We start from the raw sequence: 26,937 nt of genomic DNA, 5'->3' as shown, positions 1-26,937 counted from the left end.
CCCCGTCACCGCAATTGAGCGAGCGTAGCTATGCAGGCGCGGCTTCGTACCGAGGGCGCCCGCGACAGTCCTCAGCTCCAGCGTGTCTTGCTGACGATCACCCCTCAGCCACGAACTCGATCGATGTGTAGCTCGTGGAAGTGCTCGGTGAGGGCAAGCCCGATCGCGCGGAGTGCGTCCGGGTCGGTCATCCGTTCGTGCCGGGCGGGAATGCGGTGTTCGGTGATGCGGCCGGTGATGTGTTTGTTCCATGCGTGAGCCGGAGAGGGGCCGTTGTCCGTGTGGTCCGGAGTGGAGCTGAAGTAGATCAGGTCACCGGCGAAGGATGCAGGCCGGTGGTTTCGGGTGAGGTCGACGAGCCGGGTGTAGTCGCGGTGCAGAGTCACGAGATGCTCGGCGGTCAGGGCGGTGAAGAGTCCGCCCTGCCGGTGCAGCAACTCGGCCGCGACCTCGAAGGTGAGGTCGGCGGGAAGCTCGAAAGCGGCGAGGCCGCCGAACTCGGTCAGCAAGTCCGCGGTGGTGGGGGCCAGAGTGCCGACGATGCGGTCGGTGACGACTCGGGTGTCCATCATGGCCAGGGTCGCCACCTGTTCACCGTCTCGGCGGAGTTGGACGGCGATCGCGTGGGCGATGGTGCCGCCGAGCGAATAGCCGAGCAAGTGGTAAGGGCCGTGCGGCTGGACGGACCGCATCTCCCGTACGTAGCGGGCGGCGAGGTGGTCGAGTGTGTCGAACCGCGCGGTGGGATCGGTCAGCGTCGGGGATTGCAGTCCGTACACGGGACGGTCGGGGTCGACGTGCTGCACGAGTCCGCTGAAGCCCCAAGCCAATCCGATGGCGGGGTGGACGCAGAACAGTGGTGGGCCGGTTCCCGCAGCACGCAGCGGGAGCAGCACCGACAGTGCGTCGCCGGAATCCTGTTCCTCGAGGCCGCGCAGGCGGGCATCGATGCGGCGAGCCAGCAATTGCGGTGTCGGGTCGGTGAAGACCCATTGAATCGGCACGTCGGCGCCGGTCGATTCCGCCAGCCGCGCAACCAGCTGGGTGGCGGCCAGCGAATTGCCGCCGAGGGCGAAGAAGCCGTCGTCGACGCCGACGCGTTCGATGTCGAGAGTCCGGGCGAAGGCGTCGCAGACGGTGGTCTCGAGTGGGGTGGACGGCGGCCGGAATCGGGAATGCCGCCGGTCGGGTGCGGGTAGGGCTTTGTAGTCGAGTTTGCCGGTGGAGGTGAGGGGGATCCGGTCGAGGGTGAGGATCGCGGTGGGGATCATGTGGGTGGGTAGCCGGGTCGCGAGATAGGTGGTCAGCGCGAGGGTGTCGGGCGTGGTGTGCGGGGCGGGGACGACGTAGCCGGTGAGTTGGCCGGAGCCGTTGGATCGGCTGTGGACGGTGACGGCGGCGTGGGTGATGTCGGGGTGGCCGCGTAGCGCGGCTTCGATGTCGCCGCGTTCGATGCGGTGGCCGTGGATCTTGAGTTGCAGGTCGCTGCGGCCCTTGTATCGCAGGGTTCGGTCGGCGGTCCAGGTCACAAGGTCGCCGGTGCGGTACATCCGTGTCCCGGGCGGCCCGTACGGGTCGGGGACGAATCGGGCTGCTGTGGTTACGGGTTGCCTGTGGTAGCCGCGGGCGAGGCCCGGTCCGGACACGTACAGTTCGCCGACGACTCCGGGTGGGACGGGTCGCAGTCTGCGGTCGAGTACGACGGCGGTGAATCCGCGGGTCGGGCCGCCGATCGTCATCGGAGCGTTGGTGGTCGCGGGAGCGTCGGCGCAGCTCATGATGGTGGTTTCGGTAGCACCGTAGGAGCTGATCACCGTCCGGCCCGGAATCCACTGCGCTGCCAGGTCCGGTGGGCATGTCTCGCCGCCGAGGATCAGGGTGCCGAGGGTGTCGAGTTCGTCGGGGGGCAGCGAGGCGAGCACTGTCGGAGTGAAGGCGGCATGGGTGACGCGTTCGGTCTTGATCACCTGTGCCAGGTCTGCGCCCGCGACCACCGGTGCGGGTGCGAGGACCAGTGTGGCGCCCGCGGCCGCGGCGCTGAGCCATTCGAGGACCGAGACGTCGAAGGTCAGGGCGGCGGCGCCCAGCACCCGAGAGGCCGGGGTGAGGCCGAACCGTTCCCGTGTTTCGGCGGCCAGGTCCGCGATTCCGCTGTGGGTGACCACGACGCCTTTGGGAATCCCGGTGGAGCCCGAGGTGAACATCAGATAGGCCGGGTGGTGTGGCCGTAGCGTGGTCGTGCGGTCGCGGTCGGTGATCGCGGCGGGGGACGCCGACGCTGTCGTCGCCGCGAAGGATGGGTCGTCGAGGGCGAGCCAATCGGTGGTGTCCGGCAGCTGGTCTCGGTGGATCCCGAGTGTCAGCCCTACTGCGGCACCGGAATCGGTGAGCATGCCGGTGATCCGGTCCCGGGGATGGGCGGGATCGATGGGGACGAACGCGCCACCGGCTTTGGCGACCGCCCACACGGCGATCACGGCGTCGACGGAGCGCGGTAACGCTATGGCCACCATCGATTCCGGTCCTGTTCCCGCCTCGATCAATACCCGCGCCCACCGGTTCGAAATCTCGTCGAGTTCGCGGTAGGACAGCCTCGAGCCGTCGCAGACCACCGCTTCCGTGTCCGGCGTCATCGCGGCCGTCAACACCTGCGGCAAGATCGACAGCGGCAGACCGGGGCGACCGCGAACGGGGACCAAGGTGGCTCGTTCCTCCGGCGACAGCAACTGCAGCTGGGTCAGCGGGAGGTCGATGTGTTCGGCGAGGGTGTCGAGCACGCGCAGCATTCGGTCGGCGATGGCGTCGATCTGGTGTCGGGTGAACAGTTCCGGCAGGTATTTGAAGGTGAGGTGCACTCGGGTGTCCTGATGGACGACCAGGCCGAGCGGATAGTGCGCGGCGTCGCGTCCGTCGACGTCGAGAACGTGCATCCCCGCGATGTCGGTGTCTTCGGACAGACCGGCCCGGTCGACCGGATAGGACTCGAGGACGGTCACGGTGTCGAACATCGCGCCGGGACCGGCCACGCGCTGGATCTCGGCGAGCCCGAGGTGGTGATGGTCGAGCAGCGCGGCCTGTTCGGCTTGGATTCGCCGCAGTAGCTCGGCCAGCGTTTCGTCGTGATCGAGCCGGATCCGGACGGGCACGGTGTTGACGAACAACCCGATCATCGATTCGATGCCGGGGATCTGCGGCGGGCGCCCGGAGACGGTGGTGCCGAAGACCACGTCCTCGCGGGCGGTCGAGGTGGCGAGCACGATCGCCCAGGCGGCTTCGACGAGGGTGTTGAGGGTGGCCTCTTGTCGATGGGCCACCGCGACAAGGGCCGCGGTGCGCTGCTGGCTCAGTCGCACCTGGACTTCGCGCGCGGCGATGGTGGGTCGGCGGCCGCGATCCGCGGGCGCCAGCAGGGTCGGCTCGGCGATGCCCTCGAATGCCCGCGCCCACGCGGCTTCCGCGGCGTCACGGTCCTGGGCGTTCAGCCACCGTAGGTAGTCGCGGTAGGGGCGCACCGGGGGCAACACCGTGGGGTCGCTGTCGGCGGCGTAGAGGGTCAGCAGTTCTCGGATGAGCAGTGGCGTGGACCAGCCGTCTATCAGGATGTGGTGCATGCTGAGCAGCAGTCGATACCGCCGGGGCGCGGTGCTGATCAGGGTGAGTCGCAGCAGCGGCGCGGTGGTCACGTCGAAGCACGCGCGGCGGTCGGCGTCCATGAACTCTTCGAGTGCGGCTTCCGTGTCGTCGCGCCCGGCCAGGTCGATCTCGGTGAACGGCACGTCGACGTGCTGGTGCACCAGCTGGACCGCTTCGCGGGCGCCATCGCGCACGAACGCGGTCCGCAGGTTCGGGTGACGTCCGAGGAGAGCCTGCGCGGCGCGGCGCAGCCGGTCGGCGTCGACGCGCCCGCCGAGTTCCAGACCGAGTTGCACTATGTAGGCGTCGAGGGTGCCGTCGGCGAGTTGGGCGTGGAACAGCAACCCTTTTTGCAGCGGCGTGAGCGGCCAGATGTCGTCCAGTGTCGAACGTCCGGCCGCGAGCCGGTCGATCGCGCCTTGGTCGAGGTCGACGAGGCCGACGTCGGAAGGGGTGAGCCCGCCCGCGTCGGGGCGGGACGCGTGCGCGGCCAGAGCGGTCACCGCGTCGCGCCACAGTTCCGCGAGGTCGGTGACCTCAATGGAGGTGAGCACGCCGGTCGGATACTCCCAGGCGGCGGTAAGGGTGGGCCCGTCCGAGGTATCGATGGTGACCGCGTTGATGCCGAGCAGGGCAGCGACGGGGGCATCGGGGTTCTGGACGCTGCCACCGTCGCCTGCGGGCATCCACCCGATGTCGCGCAACGTCGGGGGAGTGGTGTCGAGTCGGCCGAGGTAGTTGAAACTCACCTGGGGAGTGGGCAATTCACGCAGGACGGGGGCGGTATCGGCGTTGAGATAACGCAGCAGCCCGTAGCCGATCCCGTGGTCGGGGACCCGCCGGAGTTGTTCCTTGACCGACTTGACGACCGCCGCGGCGGCATCCCCGGCGGCGAAGGCGTCGTCGATGTCGATACCGGACACGTCGAGCCGGACCGGGTAGGTGGTGGTGAACCATCCGATGGTGCGGGTGAGGTCGGCGCCGGGGAGCACCGTGTCGTGGCGGCCGTGGCTTTCGAGGGTGAGCAGCGTCTCGGCGACGGTATCGCCGCGGCGGCGCCGCCATCGGGTCAGCGCCAGCGCGAGCCCGGCGACGAGGGCGTCGTCCACGTTGCCGTGGAACGCCCTGGGCAGGGTGGTGAGTACGGCGCGGGTCACCGCGGTGGGAAGCGCCACCTCGACGGTGGCGGCGGTGGCTTGCACGTCCACGGACGGGTCGATCGGGCGGGCACCGATCGGCGGATCGTCGGCGGCGAGCGTGGACTGCCACCAGTCGAGTTCGTCGAGGCTTCCGGCGGCGGTGTTCAGCGCATGCGCCCAGCGCCGCACCGAAGTGCCGACGGGCGCGAGCCGCGGCCGCTGTCCGGCACTCAGCTGGGCCCACGCCACGGCGAGATCGGGGACGAGGATCCGCCACGACACGCCGTCGATCACCAAGTGGTGCGCGACGACGAGCAGCCGTCCCTGTTGTCCGGCCCAGTCGAACCAGACCAGCTGCAGCACGACTCCGGCCGCGGGGTCGAGGCGTTCGGCCGCCGCGTTCGCCTCGGCGTCGGCGAGCGCCGCGAAGGCGCTGCTGTCCGGCGCCACATCCACCGGCACCCGCCGGATCAGCCCGGCGGCGGGCATCGCGGTCGGCTGCACCCGTAGCGTCCACCCCGACGGGTGCGCGGGTTCCGGCTGTAGCCGAGCGCGCAGCATGTCGTGGTGATCGATCACCGCCTGGACGGTGGCGCCGATTCCGGTGGCATCGATGCCGGTCGGCAGGGTGAGCATCACCCACTGGCAGAAGCGATCGAAGCCGCCGCGCTCGATCATCCAATGCATGATCGGCGTCAGCGGTACCGGTCCCACGCCCCCGCCGGGCAGTTCCGCCGGAAGGGAGGTGGCCGCGGCGCTGTCGTCGAGAACGGCGATCTCGGCCAGTCCGGCGACCGTCTTGCGCTCGAACACCTCGCGCGCGGAGAACACCACACCCGCAGCCCTCGCTCGCGTCACCAGCTGGATCGACATGATGCTGTCGCCGCCGAGGGCGAAGAACGAATCGTCGGCACCGACCGTGTCGATACCCAGTACCTCGGCGAACAGTCGCGCCAGCGTCGTCTCCACGTCGGTGGCCGGTGCCCGGAATTCGGCTCGGCCCGCGGTGAAGTCCGGCTCGGGCAGAGCGGCGCGGTCGATCTTGCCGTTCGCCGTCACCGGGAGCGCGTCGAGCACCATCACGGTCGCGGGCACCATGTGCGAGGCCAACCGCTCCGCGGCGAACGCGCGGACCGCGGCCGCGTCGAGGTCCGCGCGGTGCTCGGGCTCGACGTACCCGATCAACCGGTCGCCGGTGGCGGGGTCCCGGTGCACAGTCGCCGCTGCTCGGGCCACACCCGGGCAGGCGACCAGAGCCGATTCGACCTCGCCGAGCTCGACGCGGAAACCACGAATCTTGACCTGGAAATCCGACCGGCCCACATATTCGAGCGCCAGACTCCGGTCAGGTAGTCGCACCCACCGCACCAGGTCGCCGGTCCGATACATGCGTTGTCCCGGGCCCTCGAACGGATCGGCGACGAACCGCGATGCCGTCAGACCCGTCCCGTTGCGGTAGCCGCGGGCCAGGCCGGGGCCCGCCAGATACAACTCGCCGACGACCCCGATCGCCACCGGCCGCAACCACGCGTCGAGCACGACCTGGCCGACCCCGCGGATCGGTCCACCGATCGTCACCGCCTCACCTGCCACTATCGGCGCACCGGCATCGGTCAGGATCGTGGCCTCGGCCGGGCCGTAGGTGTTGAAGAATCTCCGGCCCGGCGCCCACCGCGACACCAGTGTCGGTGTGGGCGCTTCGCCACCGGTCACGATGGTGCCGAGGTCGTCGAGCCCGGCGGGATCGACCGTCCCCAAAGCCGCGGGCGTCAGCGCGACATGGGTCACCTTCGTGCGCGACAGGATCCGCGCCAGCTCGTCTCCGCCGTAGACGGTCGGGGGCGCGATCACCAGCCGACCGCCCGCCGCGAACGCCAACAGGTGTTCCAGGACCGCCGCGTCGAAACTCGGAGACGCGAAAGCCAGCACCCGCGCGCTCGGCCCGGTGCCGAACCGCGAACATTCCTCGGCCACCAGGTTCGCCAACCCTCGATGCGACACCACCACACCCTTCGGCACACCTGTCGAGCCGGACGTGTAGATCACGTACGCCGCGTTGTCGACCCGCACCGCCGATGTTCGCTCCGCATCGGTCACCGGCGCCGACGACCACCCTGCAGCCTCCGTTTCGACCTCGCCGAGGATCAACCACGGAACAGTCCCGGGCAGCCGATCCCGCCACTCCGGCCGTGTGATCCCCACCGCCACACCGGAATCGGTGAGCATGTGCTCGATCCGGCTCGCCGGGTACTGCGGATCCACCGGCACGAACGCTGCCCCCGACTTAGCCACCGCCCATACCGCCAGTACCGAATCGACCGACCGCGGCAATCCGACCGCGACACTCGCCTCCGGCCCGACACCCCGGCCGATCAACAAGCGGGCCAACCGATTCGACTCCGCGTCCAGCTCGCCGTACGTCCACCACCGATCCCCGCACACCACCGCGACCGCCCCCGGATCCCGCTGCACCGCCGCCGCCAGCAACTCCGGCAGCACCCGCTCCCGCACCGCTGGATCGCCCGAAACCGGCGTCAACTCCCGGTGTTCGGCCGGGGAGAGCAGGTCCAGCCGCGCCAGCGGCAGATCCGGGTCGGCGGCGACGGCGCCGATGACGCGCAGGAACCTCCGCAGGGTCGCGTCCATAGTGTCCCGGTCGAAGAGTTCGGGCAGGTAGTTGATCTCGACGTGCAGTCGGGTGTCGACCCGCGCGACCACTCCCAGCGGATAGTGCGCGGCGTTGACGCTGGTCACGTCGATCAGCCGCATGCCGGCGATATCGGTGTCCGCGGTCAGCCCGCCGCGATCGATCGGGAAGGACTCGAACACCGTGATCGTGTCGAAGACCGCCGCGGGCCCGGCCACCCGCTCGATGTCGGTCAGACCCACGTAGTGGTGATCGAGCAGTCCGGCCTGCTCCGCCTGGATTCGGTCGAGCAGCTGGCCCAAGCTCTCGGCGGGATCGAGGCGGACGCGCACCGGCAGTGTGTTGATGAACAGTCCGATCATCGACTCGATGCCCGCGATCCGCGGGGGCCGTCCGGACACCGTGGCGCCGAACGTCACGTCGTCCCGGGACGTGAACGCGCCCAACACGATCGCCCATGCCGTCTGGATCACGGTGTTGAGGGTGACGCCACGAGCGCGCGCCAGGCCGGTCAGCGACGCGGTCTGTTCCTCGGTCAGTTCGCCGACCACCTCACGCGATTCGGTGTACGGGCGGCCGGGATCGGCCGGAGCCACCAGGGTCGGCCCGTCGGCGCCGTCGAACGCGCGAGCCCAGGCGTCGAGCGAAGCGGTCGGGTCCCGCCCGCCGATCTCCGCCAAGAAGTCCCGGTAGGGACGGAGGCGAGGCAGGATCGCGGCGTCGCCGTCGGTGGCGTAGAGGATCAGCAACTCCTTCAGAAGCAGCGGCGTCGACCAGCCGTCGAGCAGCAGGTGATGGTTGGTCAGCACCAGCCGGTAGTGCTCGGGCCCCGTGGTGACCAGCATCCAGCGCAGCAGTGGGGCACGAGCCGGGTCGAACCGGGCCGCCCGGTCCGCGGCCATCAGCCGATCCCACTCGCGGTCGCGGGCACCGTCCGCGAGCCCGGACAGGTCGAGCTCCGACCAGGGGACCTCGACGTTTTCGTTGACCACCTGCACCGGTCCGGCGGCGGTGTCGGTGACGAACGCGGTGCGCAAATTCGCATGCCGGTCGAGCAGCACCTGCGCGGCTCGGCGCAGCCGCTCCGGGTCGACCCGCCCACGCAGCTCGAGGACCAACTGCACCAAGTAGGCGTCCATGGACTCCTCGGACACCAGCGCATGGAACAGCAACCCCTCCTGCAACGGAGTCAACGGCCAGACGTCGCTCAACGCCGGATAGCTGTCTTCGAGTCGCTCGATTTCGGACTGCCCGAGCCGGACCAGAGTTAGGTCCGACGGCGTCCGTCCGCCGGACCCGGCGTGCTGGACATGTCTCGCCAACGCGGTCAAGACTCGGCGCCACGACTCCGCCACCTCGCGTACCTCGTCGGCGGTGAGCACCCCGGCGGGATACGACCAGATCGCCCGCAACCGCGGACGGCCCGCCTCGTCGTCGGTGCAGGCCTTGATGTCGAGCACTGCCGACACCGGCATATCCGGATTCCGCGCACCGGCAGCGGCGGGATCATCCACCGGCATCCATCCGGCCGAAAGTATTTCTTCGGGAAGATCCGTGGCGGTGTAGTCGAACGCGATCTGCGGCGTCGGCCGGGTTGCGAGAATCGGTCCGGTGTCCTCGTTGAGATATCGCAACAAGCCGTAGCCGATTCCGTGGTCCGGAACGGCGCGCAGCTGTTCCTTGACGGACTTGACCGCTGCCCCCATAGCCGGGCCACCGGCGCACGCGTCCTCGAGATCGATGGTCGAAAGGTCCAGGCGCATCGGAAAACTCGTGGCGAACCAGCCGACCGTCCGAGTCAGATCCGAGCCCGGGACGGCGTCCTCCGCACGGCCGTGCCCTTCGAGATCGATCACCACCTCCGCGAGTTCCGTCGCACGCTGGCGCCGCCACTTCGTCACCGCTACCGCCAGCGCGGCCAGCAGCCCGTCGCCCACACTGCCGTGGAATGCCGCTGGGACGTCGGTCGACAGCGCTTCGGTCACCTCGGGGGACACGACGACCTCGACCGTGCGGATCGTGGCAGCCACATCGATCTCGGGGTCGAGAGGCCGGGATCCGATCACCGGATCGTCCCGGGCGGCCATCGCCTGCCACAAGTCGAGCTCGGCGGTCCGCTCCGGGCGTTGGGCTGCCTCGACCAGCCCGTGCGCCCACCTGCGCATCGATGTCCCTACCGGGGCCGGATCGGGTGGCTCGCCGGACTCGATCCGCGCCCACGCGACCGCCAAATCGGCCACCAGCACCCGCCAGGACGCACTGTCGATCGCCGAACGATGCACCAGCACAAGCACTCTGCTCGACTCCGCCGCGTCGCCCGAATCGAACCAGACCACCTGCATCACGATCCCGGCGCCCGGATCGAGCCGATCCGCGGCGGCCGCCGATTCCGCCGCCACCGACGCACGGAACTCGTCGCTTCCCGGCTGCCCCGCCATCGCCACCCGCCGGACGACGTCGTCGGCCCGAATCTTCCCGACCGGCAGCACCTCCCACGCCCAACTCCCCTCGGCGCCGGAGCGCAGCCGCGCGCGCAGCATGTCGTGCCGATCGAGTACCGCCTGCACCGTGGCCGCCAGCTTCCGCTGGTCGATCCCCGCGGGCGGAGCCAGCATCATCGCCTGCGAGAAGCGGTCGAACCCCGGCTCCGCGCCTTCGATCAGCCGTCGCATGTTCGGCGTCAGCGGTATCGGCCCGACACCCCCGCCGGGCAGTTCCTTCGGAAGGGCGGACGCCGCGGTGCTGTCGAGGACGGCGATCTGGGCCAGCCCAGCAACGGTTTTGCGCTCGAACACGTCGCGCGCGGAGAACACCACCCCCGCCGCCCCGGCCCGAGTGACCAGCTGGATCGACCTGATGCTGTCGCCGCCGAGGGCGAAGAACGAATCGTCGAGGCCGACCGTGTCGATACCCAGGACACCGGCGAACGATTCGGCGATCGTGCGTTCGAGCGGTGTCTCGGGTGCTCGGAACGCCTTGTCGCCGACGAATACCGGATCGGGGAGTGCGTTGCGATCCAGCTTGCCCGCCGCGGTCAAGGGGATCCGATCCAGCACCATGATCGTGGACGGGACCATATAGGACGGCAACCGGCCCGTGAGGTACTCGGTCAGGATCGTGGTATCTATCGACTTACCCGGCGCGGCGAAGACATACGAAACCAGCGACTGGGACCCGGACTCGCCGCGGTGACCGATCGTGGCGGCGAAATCGACGGTCTCATGGGCGGTGAGCGACGCATCGATCTCCCCGAGCTCGATGCGCAGACCCCGAATCTTGACCTGGAAGTCCGACCGGCCGAGATGTTGGAGCGCTCCGTCGGCCGTCCATCGGACCAAGTCTCCGGTGCGGTACATGCGTTCCCCGGGCGCCCACGGGCATGCTACGAAACGCGCGGCGGTCAGACCCGCCCGGCGGTGGTATCCGCGGGCCAGCAAGGTGCCCGCGACATACAATTCGCCTGTCACGCCGACTGTTACGGGTTGTAGTCGTTGATCGAGCACCCATACGGAGGCACCACGGATCGGCTTACCGATGGTGACCGGTTCGTCTGCCGTCAGTGGGGAGGCCAGCGTCGCGGCGATCGTGGTCTCGGTGGGCCCATATTCGTTGACCATGTTCCGGTGGTCGTCGCTCCAGCGCGCGACCAACTCGGCGCCGCAGTCCTCGCCGCCGACCAAGAGATTTCGCAAATCCGGTAGCGGCCAACGATTGTGGTCGATGGTGGACAATGCCGAGGGCGTGATCAGGAGATGGCTGACGTGCTCCCGGTCGAGCAATTCGCCGAGTTCGTCGCCGCCGTAGACATCGCTGGGCGCGATGACCATGGTCGCGACCCAGTACACCGCGTCCAGTAATTCCAGTACCGACACATCGAAGCTCGGCGAAGCCAGATGCAGAACGCGAGAACCCGATCCGATTCTCATGCCATGCCGGTGCACGGTGGCGCAGTTGCGGAGTCCGCGGTGGGTGACCGCGACGCCTTTGGGCAGTCCGGTCGATCCAGAGGTGTAGAGGACGTAGGCGACGTGGTCGACACGCAGCGGGCGTACCCGGTCGCTATCGGTGACGGGGCGGTTCTCGGTCTCGGGGAGGTCCTCCGGTGTCAACCAGTCGATGGCGTCGGGTAATCGGCTTCGCGCTGACGGCACGGTCAGACCGATCGCCGCCTTGGAATCGGCCACGATGTGGGTGATGCGTTCGATGGGATTGGTCGGGTCGATCGGCAGAAAAGCGGCGCCGGTTTTGGCGACCGCCCACACCGCGAGTACGGAATCCGCGGAGCGCGGCATGCCGATCGCGACGATATCCTCCGGACCGACACCGCGCTGAATCAATATCCGGGCCAACCGATTCGAATGCTCGTCCACCTCCCGATAGCTCAGCTGCCGCCCCTCGAAAACGATCGCCGCGGCATGGGGATCTCGTGCGGCCGCCGCGGTCAACAGGTCGGGCAGTGTGGCGGGCGCCGCCGCGGGCCCGCCGGAGCGCGACACCAGGTCGGCACGTTCGGCGGCCTCGAGCACCTCGATCATCCCGACCGGGACCGTGGGATCGGTGGCCACCGACTCGAGTATCCGGATCCACCGGTGTACGAGGGAGTCGATCGTCGCGGTGTCGAACAGTTCCGTGGCATAGGTGACCGCTACCGCCATCTCGCCACCGTTGTGGGTGTCCGACAGGACGACCTGCAGGTCGAAACGAGACACTTCGTTGGGAAGGTCGACCACCGATACATCGAGACCGGGCAGTTCGAGCTTCACCTGTTCCAGATTCTGGAATGCCAGCATCACCTGGAACAGGGGGTGCCGGGACTGGGATCGTTGGGGAGCGAGTTGATCGACCAGTTGCTCGAACGGCACGTCGGCGTGTCCGAAGGCATCCAGATCGATCTGCCTGACTCGATCGAGCAGATCGGTGAACGACTCGTCGGGATCGATCCGGATCCGCAAGACCAGGGTGTTGACGAACATGCCGATCACGTCGTCGAGTTCGGCCGCGCCGCGCCCGGCGATCGGTGTCCCGATCGGAATATCGGTGGTGCCGCTCAACCGGGCGAGCAGGACCGCCAGCGCGCCGTGGATCACCATGAACAATGACGAACTATGGTGCCGCGCCAGTCTTTCCAATGCCCGCACCAACTCGGCGTCCAGGGTGTAGTCGATGGTGGCGCCTCGATTGGACGCCACCACCGGCCTCGGCCTGTCGGTCGGCAGACGAAGTTCTTCGGTGACTCCGTCCAGGGTTTCGGTCCAGTACCGGATCTGCTGGGCGCTCAGCGATTCCGGATCGTCGGGCGAGCCGAGAGTAGCTCGTTGCCACAGTGCGTAATCCGCGTACTGGACGGGCAGCGGTGTCCACGAAGGGACTTCGCCGCGGGTTCGGGTGGTGTACGCGGTCGTCACGTCGCGGGCCAGCGGCGCCATGGAGAAACCGTCCGCGGCGATGTGGTGCACGACGACGGCCAGCACGTATTCGGGCTCCTCGCTGTCGGCAGCGCGGAACAATCGGGCACGGACCGGCGCCCGGGCGCTCACATCGAAGCCTGCGGTGACGAATTCGGCTACCGCCGTGTCCACTCGGCTCGCCGGAACCGATACCAGGGCCAGCTCGGGGTTTATCTCGTCGGCGGGTTCGATGAGCTGGATCAGCATTCCGTCGTGGTCCGGATACCGCGTCCGTAAGGACTCGTGCCTGCGCAGCACGTCGACCATGGCCGATCGCAGTGCCTCGACATTCAACTCGCCACGCAACCGGATGGCGATCGGCACGTTGTACGCCCCCGAGCCGGTGTCGTACTGGTTGAAGAACCACATCCGTTGCTGGGCAGGCGCCAAGGGCACGAGGTCCGGGCGCGGCCCGGCGATCAGCGGTGGGCGTTGCCGACCGGCGCCGGAATGCTGCTCTACGCGGGCAGCCAGCGCCGCTACCGTGGGCGCCTCGAACAACAGCCGCACCGGAATCTCGGTGTCCAGCGCGGCCCCCAGCCGCGCGGCGACCCTGGTCGCGACCACGCTGTCCCCGCCGAGGGCGAAGAACGAGTCGTCGAGGCCGACGGCATCGATTCGCAATACCTCGGCGAACGATCCGGCGATCGTGCGTTCGAGGGGTGTCCGCGGTGCGCGGAAGGCTTTGTATTCGGTGAATACCGGATCGGGCAGCGCCTTGCGATCCAGCTTGCCCACCGACGTCAAAGGGATACGCTCCAGCACCATGATCGCGGACGGGACCATATAGGACGGCAACCGGTCGGCCAGGTACTCGGTCAGGATCGTGGTATCGATCGAATAACCAGTCGCGGCAACGACATACGAAGCCAACGACTCGGTCCCGGCATCGTTGCGGTGGCCGATCGTCACGGCGAAACCGACGCTCTCGTGAGCGGCGAGCGTCGCATCGATCTCGCCGAGTTCGATACGACGGCCACGAATCTTCACCTGGAAATCGGATCGGCCGAGATGCTGGATCGCTCCATCGGCGGTCCACCGGACCACGTCCCCCGTGCGATACATCCGCTCGCCGGGCCTCCAGGGGCACGCTACGAAACGCTCGGCCGTCAAAGCTGCCCGGCGATGGTATCCGCGGGCCAGCAGAGCACCCGCGACGTACAACTCACCCGCGACACCAACCGGCACCGGTTGCAGCCGCTGATCCAGAACCCATTCCGAGACACCGCGAATCGGGCCACCGATCGTCACCAACTCACCGGCCGTCAACGGGGGAGTCAACGTCGCGGCGATGGTGGCTTCGGTAGGCCCGTACTCGTTGAATACGCTCCGGTCGCCGTCGCTCCAGCGCTCGACCAACTCGGTGCCGTAGCCCTCGCCGCCGACCAGCAGGTATCGCAAATACGTTAGCGGCCAACGAGTGTGGTCGATGGTGGACAACGCCGAAGGCGTGATCAGCATATGACTGACACGCTCGCGGTCGAGCAGTTCGGCGAGTTCGTCGCCGCCGTAGACGTCGCTGGGGGCGATGACCATGGTCGCACCCGCGCACAACGCCAACAGCAATTCCAGTACCGATACGTCGAAGCTCGGCGAAGCCGAATGCACGATACGAGAACCAAGTTCGATTCCCATGGCGTGCCGGTGCTCGGTGGCGCAGTTGGCGAATCCGCGGTGGGTGACCGCGACACCCTTGGGCAGTCCGGTCGATCCGGAGGTGTAGATGACATAGGCGAGGTCATCGACACGCAGCGGGCGTACCCGGTCACCGTCGGTGACGGGGCGGTCCTCGACGTCGTCGAGGTCCTCCGGTGTCAACCAGTCGATGTCGTCGGGCAATCGCGTTCGCGCCGAGGTGACCGTGAGACCGATCGCCGCGTGGGAATCGGTCACCATGTGGGTGATGCGTTCGCGGGGATAGGTCGGTTCGATCGGTAGAAACGCGGCACCCGACTTGGCGACCGCCCATACCGCGAGTACGGAATCCGCGGAGCGCGGCATGCCGATCGCGACGATATCCTCCGGGCCGACGCCGCGCTGAATCAGTAAACGGGCCAACCGATTCGAACGCTCGTCGAGTTCTCGGTAGCTCAGCTGCCGCCCCTCGAAAACGATCGCCGTGGCGTCGGGATCCCGTGCGACCGCTGCGGTCGCCAAGTCGGCCAAAGTAGTGGGCGCCACCGCGGGCGCACCAGAGCGGGACAGTAGGTCGGCTCGCTCGGCAGGCTCGAGCACCTCGATGCCCCCCACCGCGGCGGTGGGATCGGCGGCCACCGACTCGAGTATCTGGATCCACCGGTGCGCGAACGACTCGATCGTCGCGGCATCGAACAAATCGGTGGCATAGGTGAGCGCTACCGCAATGCCGCCACTGTCGTGATCGTCCGACAGCACGACCCGTAGGTCGAAACGAGATGCCTCGTCGGGCATATCGACCACCGACACATCCAGACCGGGCACCTCCAGTTCCGCCCGCTCCGAATTCTGGAAAGCCAGCATCACCTGACACAGCGGGTGGCGAGCCTGCGACCGTCGCGGAGCGAGTTGATCGACCAGTTGCTCGAACGGAACATCGGCGTGCCCGAAGGCATCGAGGTCGACCTGCCCGATCCGGCCGAGCAGGTCGGTGAACGACTCGTCGAGATCGACCTCGGTCCGCAACGCCAGGGTGTTGACGAACATATCGGCCTCGTCGTCGAGCTCGGCCGCGAGGCGGACGGCGACTGGCGTGCCGATCGAAATATCGGTCGAACCGCTCAACCGGGCGAGCAGGACAGCCAACGCGCTGTGAATCACCATGGGCAGTGGCGAACCACGTTGCCGTGCAAACCTTTCCAAGGACAGAACCAACTCGGCGCCCATCGAGTAGCCGAGGGTGGCACGCCGATCCGACCTCGCCGCGGGCAACCTGTCCACCGGGAGATACAGCTCCTCGGGAAGGTCCGCGAGCGTGGCTCGCCAGAACGCCAGGTTCTCGCGGCGGCGGCGTATTCCGGCGCCGTGCCGGGCGCTGTCGGGGTGGACCTGGCCGAGATCGGTGTCCGGTGCGGCGGCGGCGAACGCGTCGAGGAACTGGACGAATCTGGTGTAGTGCGCCGACAGTTCGGGGCCGGTGTAGAGGTTCGGATTGGCCATGAAGTGCAGGATCGTCTGTGGCGGGTCGCCTGCCTGGTAGAGGTCGACCAGCAAATCCTCGACCGGCCCGGAGCTGAGGATGTGGAATTCCGCGGACATCGACCCGAGCCGGAGTTCCTGGTGGAAGAACATGACATTCACCACCGGGCCGGCGAAACGCCGCTGTCCGTTGTGTCCCGCGGCGGCGCGAATGTCGGTGAGGCCGCACCGCTGGTGCCGCAACGCTCCGATCAGGTCGGACTGCACGCGCCGCACCAGCGTCGCGATCGTGTCGCCCGTACCGAGCGCGATCGGAAGCGGCACAACGTTGACGAAGACTCCAGCGGACCGCCGCAGCACCGCGGTGGTGCGACCCGACACGGGAATATTGACCATGACCTCGTCCCGGCCGGTCATCCGGGCCAGATAACTTCCGAACGCGGCGATCACCACCGCGGCGGGGGTCGCGTCCAACGCCTGCGCGGAACGATCGATCCGCCCCACCGTCTCGGCGGGCAGCTCGGCCTTCGCCACGACACTGTCCGCGCGGGCGGGCGCGTATCCGGCGGCCAGGCTGGACTCCTCCTCGACGCCGGCGAGTCGGTCGAGCCAATACGCTTGGTCGCTGGCGAATCGCTTGGACTCCCGGTAACTGCGATCGGCCTCGTAGAGGGTGCGCAGGTCCGCCGCTTGGTTCGGCTCCGCTGTCCGGCCCTCCACCGCCGCTGTGTACAGCGCCGCGACCCGGTTCATCACCGTCATCGCGGCGTAGCCGTCCCCTGCGACGTGGTGACCCTTGAGGTACCACAGGAAATGCCGATCCCCGACCTGCACCATCACCCACGTCAGCAACCGGTCTCGCATCATATCGAAAGGCGAGGTGTACTCCCGGCGCATCCACTGCAAGGCAGCCGCCATGGGGTCCGGTTCGCCACGCATATCGATGAGCGGCCCCGTCGAATCCAGCGACGGGTCGAACAACTGATGCGGCTCACCGTCGATCTCGACCAGTCGCATATATCCGGATTGGAATTCGTGGCCCGCTCGAATCGAAACCTTGCGAAGTAAGTCGAGATCCAGATCCCCATGGAACTCGAGATACTGTGCCTCACATATCGGCACATCCGGGCTCAATTTCTGCGCCAGCCACAGCCCCCGCTGTCCAGCGGACAGCGGCACCGGCTGAGTGACCGACACGTCGGGCTCGGCGTCCCCGCCCGGCCCCTGGTCGAGCGGGGACTGCGGTCGCGGAACGGTCATCACTTGCCTCCAGACCCGACCGCGCCCAGTATAAGCCGACTGATTGGTATGCGTATACCCCCGGAGGCTCGCTCTCCGCATCGCCTCATAAGGTGAATACTCGCGAAAGTGTTGGACGGCGCTCCGCTGCTTCTCCGCGGCGATCTTGGAAGCGCATGGGTCAGTATTGTGATCCGCTCGACTTATGAATTATTCGCCATCTCGATGCGCGAATTTTCGAAAGCGGGATTGAAAACTCCGATGCCCTTGGCGATATGTGGACACGTAATAAGTGCAGGTCCGCTGCGCCGTCGCACGATCTTGCGTCTTGTTTGTCCGTATTCGGCGACAATGGGTTCGGGGAATCTACTCCCCAGAGCTGATGATCTCTTCGATATTGCGCTCGGCCAGCGCACTGATCGTCAACGCGGGGTTCACTGTTCCGGTGCTGCCGGGCACAGCCGCCCCGTCCATCACGTACAAGCCTCGATAACCGCGCACCCGGCCGTACCTGTCTGTCGCGCGTCCGATCACAGCGCCGCCCAACGGATGTGAGGTGAACGAGGCGTCCCCGCCCACGACCCGGAGGGCGATGGGCGGGCAGGGACACGTCACCTTGTCGTTGACTTCCAGCGCCCGCGCGAGGTAGCCGGCCGCGCCGTTGTCCGGCCACTGCAGGTTCACCCGTCCATCGGCCGGGTTGTAGACGAACCGGCCGCGGGTGTCGTCGAGCACGATGCCCAGCGATGCGAGAGTGGTGATATCGAAAGGCGTCACGCCGGGGATGAACCAGTTCTCCAGCGAGACGGGCGCTCCCGCCTCGTCCAGAATCCGGCTCGCGGACGGTGCGCCCTGCGTGCCCAGGTCGAGCGAGCTGAGCGGTCGCGCCAAGCCGACATCACCGTTGCTGCCCCAGCCTTCGCCGATGTGTTCGTTCAGGTTCGGCAGCGCGCCGGTGTCTCGCGCGCGCACCAGCAGCTCGGAGGTGCCGATGGAGCCCGCGCCGAGGAACAGCCGGTCGCAGGTCAGTGTTCGGGTTCGGAGCACCTCGCCGGTAGGCGCGAGTTTGGTCAGGGCAACGGTATAGCGACCCGACGCTCCGGGTTCCTTGGCGATAGCGTCCACGCGATGGCCCGGGTAGATCCGGGCGCGGCCGGTGCCCTCGGCATATCGCAGGTAGTTCTGGTTCAGATCGAACTTCGCGCCGTTGGAATTGCCGAGGTTGGAACAGCCGACCGTCGCCGACGGCTGCGATCGTCCGGCCAGCTCGTCGCGGATGATGTGCCAATTCCACATGCCGTCGATGCGCTGCGGCGTGTAGCCGGCCGCGCGGACCTGGCCGTCCCAGGCCCGCGAGTGCGCGAACGCGATGGAGTGATAGAGGTCGTCCGGTATCGGGCTGGGCCGCAACGTATCTCGGACTCGGGGGTAGTAGATGTCGTGCATCTCGCGGTAGTCGACCACGCCGCCGAACACATGGTCGAAGAACCGCTGCTCGGGCTCGAGCATCACCCCGGTGAACACCACCGAGCCGCCGCCGACGCACGCGCCGCGCCACACATCCATGCCCGGGTAGCTGGAAACGTCGAGGACCCCGCCGAAGAAATCGAACGACATGGTGGCCCTGGTCACGCCGGTGAACGTGGTGCGATGCCAGAAGCCACGGCCATCCGGAATCGTGTCTATGGCGAAGATGTTGCGCCACAGATCATTCGGCCAGCGCGACCCGCGCTCCAGCACCGCGACCTCGGTCCCGGACTGTGCCAGGCGCAGTGCGGCGATGGACGCCCCGAATCCCGATCCGACGACGATCGCGGGCACATGGTCCGGCGGGTCCGGCAGCGGCGCGAAGATCTCCGGCACCAGTGCGCGGTACAGCAACGCGTTCGGGCTCAGGCGGTAGTCATCGGCCCACGCCGGAGAAGTGCCCGGCGCGAGCGTGCTTCCCCCCGCGAGTCCCAGCATCGCGGCGGCCAGGCCGACGCCCTTGACGAAACCGCGCCGGTCCAGTGTGGCCCTCACGGGATCTGAAGGTCGCTCCATCACATCCCCATACCTCGTGGTGTGTGTTGGGAAACTCGGTTACGCGCGGGCGAGCCGGTACATGACGATGCTAGCCAAGTATTAGCCAGCCGGGGGTGGTGGCGTTCTACGATGGGAAGATCCGGCGTGGGAGGTGGCAAATGTTGGCGCGCGCGTGGATACGGTGGCTGGTCCTCCATCGCTTGGCACGGACCTACCTCTTGGTGGCGGCACGTCGTGGCGATCCCCTCGCGCAGATCGTGGTCGGCCCGGATCGCGTGCGCGGCGCGCCGCGCTCGGTGGAGGCGGTCCGGCAGCAGGGCCGGATGCCCACGATATCGCGGCAGGTGCGCGTGACCGCGGACCACGAACTGTGCCGGCTCATCCTGCGGGACCGTCGCTTCGGCACGGTCACGCCCAGCAATCGAGCCCTGCCGGAGCCGATGCGATGGGTGCTGACCAAGACGGACCTGGGGCTTCCCAACCTCGCGGAACCGCCCTCGATGCTGGTGACCGATCCGCCGGACCACACCAAGTACCGACGCCTTGTCGGGCAGGCATTCGCTCCGAAGGCGATAGCCAAACTTCGGGAGCGGGTCGTAGAAGTGACCGATGACCTGCTCGAACGCCTGGAATCGACGCCGCGACCGGATCTGATCTCCGATTTCTCCGAGCGGTTGCCCATCGCGATCATCGCCGAGATTCTCGGGTTGCCCGCCGACATGCATTCGACCCTGCTGAGGTGGGGAGACACCGGTGCGCCGCTGCTCGACCGGGGTCTGACCTGGGCAACTTTCCGCCGCGCCATCGAGGACTTGGCCGAGGGGCAGCGGTATTTCGACCAACACATCACCGGGCTCGCCGCCGAACCGGGCGACGATGTGCTCAGCCTGCTGGTAACGGGTGGTGAGCTCACCCGTCGCGAGCAGATAGCCAACGCGGCCCTGCTGCTCGACGCCGGATTCTTGACGACGGTGAACATGCTCGGCAACGGAATCGCCCTGCTGAGACGCCATCCGGACCAGCTGGAAATGCTGATGGCGCAGCCGGAGCTGTGGCCGGGCGCGGTCGAGGAGATCCTGCGCTACGACGGTCCCATCCGGATCACGGGCCGCATCGCGAGTTGCGACGTCGACATCGCCGATCAGCACGTCGAATCCGGTTCGCTGATCCTGCTGTTGCTGCAGGGCGCGAACAAGGACCCCGGCGTCTTCCCCGATCCCGAACGATTCGACGTGACCAGAGCCAACGCCACGGAACATCTCTCGTTCAGCAGCGGGTTGCACAGCTGCCTGGGCGCCCACCTCGCCCGATTGGAAGGCGCCATCGGGCTCCGAGCCCTCTTCGAGCGGTACCCGGATCTGCGTCTGGACGGCCCGCCGATCCCGCGTGGCCTGGTGAACCTCAACAGCTACCGCTCCATGCCCGCCAAACTGTCCGCCAACTAGCGTCGCTCCGCGGTGCAGACGCCGTCGGCGAGGCGGTCGCGCCTGGGTCAAAATGTGACTTGCATCACATTTTGATAGCAGTTGTCCCCGTCGGCACCATATAACTTTCCATGCGCTTTGCGAAGTCTTTACTATCAGGGTGACCTGTGCGCCACGAGGTCGCCGCTTCACCGAAGTGCCGCTCGACCCGCTCGCTCCACGGCTCCACCAAGCTTCGCCCGCCGCTCGCTTTCGATGCCAGTGCATGTTGCCCCGATGAACCGGATCGGCTGCCGCCGAGACGGCGAAGGAGAACTATGTCGACCGACACCGATCCCGCACCACGGACGTCGCAGCTCGTTCGGATCCTGCATCACGATGTCCCGGCCTCCGTCGTGGTTTTCCTTGTCGCACTTCCTCTTTCGCTAGGCATCGCGGTCGCCTCCGGCGCGCCCGTCGCGGCGGGTCTGATCGCCGCGGTCGTCGGCGGCGTGGTGGCCGGGCTGCTCGGGGGTTCTGCTGTCCAGGTCAGCGGGCCGACGGCGAGCCTGACCGTGGTGGTGGCCGAGAGCGTGCACCATTTCGGCTGGGCGGCAACCTGTTTCATTACCGTCGGGGCCGGTGTGTTGCAGATCCTGTTCGGGCTCAGTCGAATCGCTCGGGGCGCGCTGGCCATCGCGCCGGTGGTGGTGCACGGGATGCTGGCGGGCATCGGCGTGATCATCGCGCTGCAACAGGTGCACGTGCTGCTGGGCGGCGCGTCGCTGAGTTCACCGTTCCAAAGCCTGGTCCAGCTGCCGCACCAACTCGTCTCGGTGCACCACGGGAACTTCTGCGTCGGATTGGTGGCCATCGCGATCCTGATCGCTTGGCGCTTCCTGCCGCGCACGTTGCGCGCGGTGCCGGGTCCTTTGGTGGCGGTCCTGGCGGCGACGCTGTTGTCGCTGTGTCTTCCGGGTGACGTGGATCGAATCGTGTTGAGCGCCTCCTTGTTCGACGCCATCGGACTGCCCGCTGTCCCCGCGGGCGGCTGGTTCGCCGTGGGCGTCGCGATGATCACCATCGCGCTCATCGCCAGCGTCGAGACGCTGCTTTCGGCGGTGGCCGTGGACAAGGCGCGCCCCGGCCATCGAACCAACCTCGATCGCGAACTGATCGGCCAAGGCGCGGCGAACATGACCTCCGGCATGCTCGGCGGACTGCCCGTCGCGGGGGTGATCGTGCGCAGCATCACCAATGCCAACGCGGGCGCGCAGACCAGGGCCGCCACCGTCCTGCACGGCCTTTGGGTGCTGGTCTTCGCCGTAGCGCTGGCCGGTCTGGTCCAGCAGATACCGAAGGCCGCGCTGGCCGGGCTGCTCATCCTGATCGGCGTGCAACTGATCAAGCTGGCCCACATTCGGCTCGCCAGGCGCAACGGCGACCTGGCGGTCTACCTGGCGACCGTGTTCGGTGTTGTCTTCCTGAATCTGTTGCAGGGCATGGCGATCGGGCTCGCCCTGTCGGTGGCGCTGCTGCTGTGGCGGGTGGTCCGGGTGACGATCCTGGCCGAGCCGGTGGCGGGCGCGCGGCGCTGGGTGGTGACCATCGACGGCACCTGCACCTTCCTCGCGCTGCCCAAGCTCACCGCGGAGCTGGCCAAGGTGCCGCCCGGCGTCCCGGTGACGGTGGAGATGACGGTCGACTTCCTCGACCACGCCTCCTACGAGCTGATCACCGACTGGGCGCGCCAGCGCGAAGACGCCAGCGCCGCAGTCGATTTCGCCGAGATCGGCGCCGCGCGCATGGCGGCCGTCGTGCACGGCCCGCCCGAGCGTGGACATTCCCGCAAGGTGCTCGACGAGGTGATCGGGCCGTGGCGGCGCACCGGCAACCGGGTGGACCGGATCGCCGCGGGCATCGCCGCCTACCACCGCGGGCACGCGCACCTCATGCGCCCGCACCTGGACGGTCTTCGCCACCACCACGACGCGGACTCGTTCTTCCTGACCTGCGCGGACGCCAGGATCGTGCCCAACGTCATCACCAACAGCGGCCCCGGCGACCTGTTCACCGTTCGCAACGTCGGCAACCTGGTGCCGGTCGGCGGCAGCGACGTCTCGGTCGAGGCCGCGCTGGTCTACGCGCTGGAACAGCTGGACGTGCGCGCGGTGGTGGTGTGCGGGCACTCCGGATGCGGCGCGATGGAGGCGCTGCATCGAGAGGTGCAGGCCGGTCCGGGGTTGGGGGACTGGCTGGCTCACGCCAGGCCCGCGCTGGAGCGGTTCCGGCTCGGGCATCCGGTCGCCGAGGCCGCCGCGCGCGCCGGGTTCGGTGCGGTGGACCAGCTGGGCATGGTCAACGTGGCGGTGCAGCTGGAGACGCTGTACGCCTATCCCGCCGTGCGCCAAGGGATCGAGGAACGCGGGGTGGCGGTCTCGGGCTTGTTCTTCGACATCGCGACCGCGCGGGTCATCGAGGTTCGGGTGGACGGGATCGCGGAATTCGACGATGCGGACCGCGATGTCACGGCCGAGCCCGTCCGATCCCGCGGCGGCGGGTCACGGTCGCGAACGGAAGGGGTTGCCGGACGGCGTATTTCGACGGCGATGTGAACGATTTCACATCGAAAACATCATATGGGAAGCGCCACTTCTACCGCAGTTCTCAGGCTTTGCTAAGTCTTTACCAATACCCTTGAACGGGTTTACATCTCGGCCCAGTGCCGTGTCGAGAACTGCTTCACCGCGAGATGCCGGTTCGCGGTCTATTGCCCTGCTGGACATGTTGATCGTCAACCGACCTCGACGCCGCGGCGTCGAGTCGGCGAAGGAGAAGTCATGGCTGTCGAGAGCGATCTGGCTCCACCGCTGTCCCCACCTGTGCCGGGCAAAGGCCCGGGCAATCTGTCCGATCGTCTGACATCCGTCTTGCGCCACGATCTGCCCGCCTCGATCGTGGTCTTTCTGGTCGCGCTGCCGCTTTCGCTCGGCATCGCCTTGGCCTCCGGCGCGCCCGTCCTCGCCGGCCTCATCGCCGCCGTGGTCGGCGGCATCGTCGCGGGCGCCCTCGGCGGCTCGGTTCTGCAGGTGAGCGGTCCGGCCGCGGGCCTGACCGTCGTCGTCGCGGAATCCATCGACAAGTTCGGCTGGAAGGTCACCGGCTTCATCGTGGTGGCCGCGGGCATCCTGCAAATCATCTTCGGGCTCAGCCGAATCGCGCGAGCCGCGCTGGCCGTCGCGCCGGTCGTGGTGCACGCGATGCTCGCCGGCATCGGTGTGACCATCGCGCTGCAGCAGGTGCACGTGCTGCTCGGCGGGTCGTCGCACAGCTCGGCCTGGAACAACATCACCGAACTACCCGGCCAGCTGATGTCGCTGCACGGCGGTGACGCGCTGGTCGGCGCCGTGGTGATCGCGGTGATGCTCGGCTGGAAGTACGCGCCGGAGAAGATCCGGGTCGTGCCCGGCCCGCTGGTCGCGGTGTTCATCGGCACGGTGCTGTCGATGGTGCTGCCGACCGAGGTCGAGCGCATCGTGCTCGACGGCTCGCTGTTCGACGCCATCGGCCTGCCGCAGATCCCGGACGGCGGCTGGTCCGCGGTCGCGCTCATGGTGCTCACCATCGCGCTGATCGCCAGCGTGGAGAGCCTGCTCTCGGCCGTCGCGGTCGACAAGATGCACAACGGTCGCCGCACCAACTTCGACCGGGAGCTCATCGGCCAGGGTTCGGCCAACGTCCTGTCCGGCATGCTCGGTGGCCTGCCGGTCACCGGCGTGATCGTGCGCAGCGCCACCAACGTCCAGGCGGGCGCGCGCAGCCGCGCCTCGGCGATCATGCACGGCGTCTGGGTCCTGCTGTTCTCGGTGGCGCTGACCGCTGTCGTGCAGCAGATCCCGAAGGCCGCGCTGGCCGGTCTGCTGATCGTGATCGGCATCCAGCTGGTCAAGCTGGCGCACATCAAGCTGGCCCGCCGCACCGGCGATCTGCTCGTCTACGCGGCGACGATCCTCGGCGTGGTCTTCCTGAACCTGCTCGAGGGCGTGCTGATCGGCCTCTTGCTGGCCTTCGGCCTGCTGCTGTGGCGCGTGGTTCGGGTGGCGATCACCGCCGAGCAGATCCCGCAGTCGCAGCGCTGGCTGGTCAGCATCGACGGTTCCTGCACCTTCCTCGCGCTGCCCAAGCTCTCGGCCGAGCTGGCGAAGGTGCCCGCGGGCGCCGACGTGACGGTCGAGATGACCGTCGACTTCCTGGACCACGCCGCCTTCGAGGCCATCGAGGAGTGGGTGCGCCAGCAGGAACACGGCGGCGGCAGCGTCGAGTTCGTGGAGATCGGCTCGGCGCGGATGGCCGACGCGCTGACCGGGCCGCCCGCACGCGGTTTCGGCCGCGCGGTGTGGGACGAGATCCTCGGGCCGTGGCGCAGCGAGGACAAGCACCCCAACCCGCTGGCCGCGGGCGTCGCCGCCTTCCACCGCAGCCACGCCCACGTGGTGCGCCCGCACCTGGACGGCCTGGCCGACCGGCAGGACCCGCACTCGTTCTTCCTGGCCTGCTCCGACTCGCGCATCGTGCCCAACGTCATCACCAACAGCGGGCCCGGCGACCTGTTCACCGTCCGCAACGTCGGCAACCTGGTGCCGGAGACGGGTGACGCCTCGGTGGAGGCGGCGCTGGTCTTCGCGCTCGAGGAGCTGAACGTGCGTTCGGTGGTCGTCTGCGGTCACTCGTCCTGCGGCGCCATGAAGGCGCTGTACTCGGGCGCCGACGTCGGTCCCGGCATCGGGCCGTGGCTGGCGCACGCGCACCCGAGCCTGGAGCAGTTCCGCGCGGGCCACCCGGTCGCCGAGGCGGCGCGCGCCGCGGGTTACGGCGAGGTGGACCAGCTGAGCATGGTGAACGTCGCGCTGCAGCTGGAGACGCTGCACCGCCACCCGGCGGTGCGCCGAGCCGTGATCGAGCGGGGCGTGCGGGTGTCGGGCCTGTTCTTCGACATCGGTAACGCGCGGGTCGTCGAGGTGACGATCGACGGTCTCGCCCACATCGATGACGTGGACGAGCGTCCCGTGCCCGAGCTGGTCTGATCGACAAGCGGGGACGACCCGCGGGCGCCCTCGCGGCTCCCGCGGGTTTTCTCTGCGTTTGCCAGCATCGGAGGGCGATTCCCGCCGCTCGCTTTCTCGTACGCTGATTGATGTGAGTGCCGATCTGGACCAGAGACCGACCGACGAGCCGACCGGGTGGCGCGCCTTTCGTACCGGCGTGGCCACCCGCCCTACGCTGAACCTCGCCTACCGGATCGGCGTCGCGGTGATCGGCGTCCTGGTGCTGACCCTCGGCATCCTGGCGATTCCTTATCCCGGTCCCGGCTGGGCGATCGTGTTCGCCGGACTCGGCATTCTCGCGACCGAATTCGCCTGGGCGCGCCGGGCACTGACCTGGCTGCGAGACAAGTACCGGCAGGGCATGGCCTGGTACTCCGCGCGGGGCTTGGCCATGCGGGCGACCGCGGCGCTGGCGACCGTGTTGCTGGTGGTCGGGACGCTCTGGGTGCTCGGTACGTACGAGTTGGTCGGCGGCTGGATCGGAGTCGAAGCGGAATGGTTGCGCAGTCCCCTGAAGTGGTGAGCACGGTCCCCGGCGCGACGCTCACGTCACCGGAGTGGCTGACGGCACGGATCACCGAGATGGGCCGGTCCTGGGGCACCTCCTCGGTTCGCATCGCGGGCACGCTGTGGTGGTGCATGGTCGCCTCCGCGCTCGTGGAGCCGTTGGCGCGCGCGGCGGCGACCGGCAAGCTGCCGCCCGAACCGGCGCTGGACCGCATCGACTGCGAGATCCGGCCCGACGGTGGTGTCGAACGCGTCCGCATCGCGGCTTGCGATGCTCCCGACGCGGCGCGGTCCGCGGCCGTGCTGCGGGAGACCCTCGCCGTGGTGATCCCGGCCGTCGCGGCCGTCTCCGGCGCGGGTGTGCCCGCGCTGTGGGCGATCGCCGCCGACGCGATGGGCAACCGCGCCCTCGACGCGGGCGACGGCGCGGCGGGAGCCGAACTCGCCGCCCAGGTGGGTGGGAAGCTGCCGGTGCCGCGTTTCGTGGAGATCGGCGGCCGCACCTTCGTCCGGCGGATCTCCTGTTGCCTCGTCTTCGAGATCCCGGGCTGCGAGATGTGCACGAGCTGCCCCAAACGCCCCGCCGCCGACCGCGAGGCGCTGCTGGCGAAGCTCGCCGCGGGGTCCTGATCCGACCGCCTCGCGGCGGCGGTATTCGAGTTGCGCCCGGCCGGATGT

The 26,937-nt window shown here is 68.2% G+C and carries 7 protein-coding genes; 5 read left to right on the top strand and 2 right to left on the bottom strand.

Features of this window, described 5'->3' with window-relative positions; genetic code table 11:
• Positions 1 to 104 precede the first annotated feature (104 nt).
• Positions 105 to 17,240 (bottom strand): amino acid adenylation domain-containing protein, encoded by a 17,136-nt coding sequence (locus T333_RS25310; protein WP_496426056.1) that lies wholly within the window; start codon positions 17,238 to 17,240, stop codon positions 105 to 107.
• A 345-nt stretch (positions 17,241 to 17,585) separates the two neighbouring features.
• Positions 17,586 to 19,241, bottom strand: coding sequence for a GMC oxidoreductase (locus T333_RS25305; RefSeq protein WP_496426055.1), 1,656 nt, complete (start codon positions 19,239 to 19,241; stop codon positions 17,586 to 17,588).
• Positions 19,242 to 19,444: 203 nt separating this feature from the next.
• On the opposite strand from T333_RS25305, the gene T333_RS25300 reads away from it, so the two are divergent.
• The 5 genes from T333_RS25300 to T333_RS25280 all read left to right on the top strand — a co-directional run bounded on the left by T333_RS25300 (position 19,445) and on the right by T333_RS25280 (position 26,889).
• Positions 19,445 to 20,689 (top strand): cytochrome P450, encoded by a 1,245-nt coding sequence (locus tag T333_RS25300; RefSeq protein ID WP_496426054.1) that lies wholly within the window; start codon positions 19,445 to 19,447, stop codon positions 20,687 to 20,689.
• A gap of 296 nt (positions 20,690 to 20,985) precedes the next feature.
• The gene (locus tag T333_RS25295) at positions 20,986 to 23,262 is read left to right on the top strand and encodes a SulP family inorganic anion transporter (RefSeq protein ID WP_496426053.1); all 2,277 of its coding nucleotides are present in this window, start codon (positions 20,986 to 20,988) and stop codon (positions 23,260 to 23,262) included.
• Between the two features lie 225 nt (positions 23,263 to 23,487).
• A complete protein-coding gene (locus T333_RS25290; protein WP_496426052.1) occupies positions 23,488 to 25,731 on the top strand; it encodes a SulP family inorganic anion transporter in 2,244 nt (747 codons plus the stop codon).
• A 112-nt stretch (positions 25,732 to 25,843) separates the two neighbouring features.
• Positions 25,844 to 26,275: a TIGR02611 family protein gene (locus T333_RS25285; RefSeq protein WP_496426051.1), complete on the top strand. Its 432-nt coding sequence runs from the start codon at positions 25,844 to 25,846 to the stop codon at positions 26,273 to 26,275.
• Positions 26,272 to 26,889 carry a (2Fe-2S)-binding protein gene (locus T333_RS25280; RefSeq protein ID WP_357256944.1) on the top strand — a complete coding sequence of 206 codons (618 nt, stop codon included), beginning with the start codon at positions 26,272 to 26,274 and terminating at the stop codon, positions 26,887 to 26,889. Before T333_RS25285 ends, T333_RS25280 begins: the two co-directional genes overlap by 4 nt.
• The last annotated feature ends 48 nt before the right edge of the window (positions 26,890 to 26,937 follow it).

This window comes from Nocardia sp. CNS-044 (genome assembly GCF_059570515.1).
Note: the sequence above shows the minus strand (reverse complement) of the source record. Positions and strands in the feature narration are given on the sequence as shown.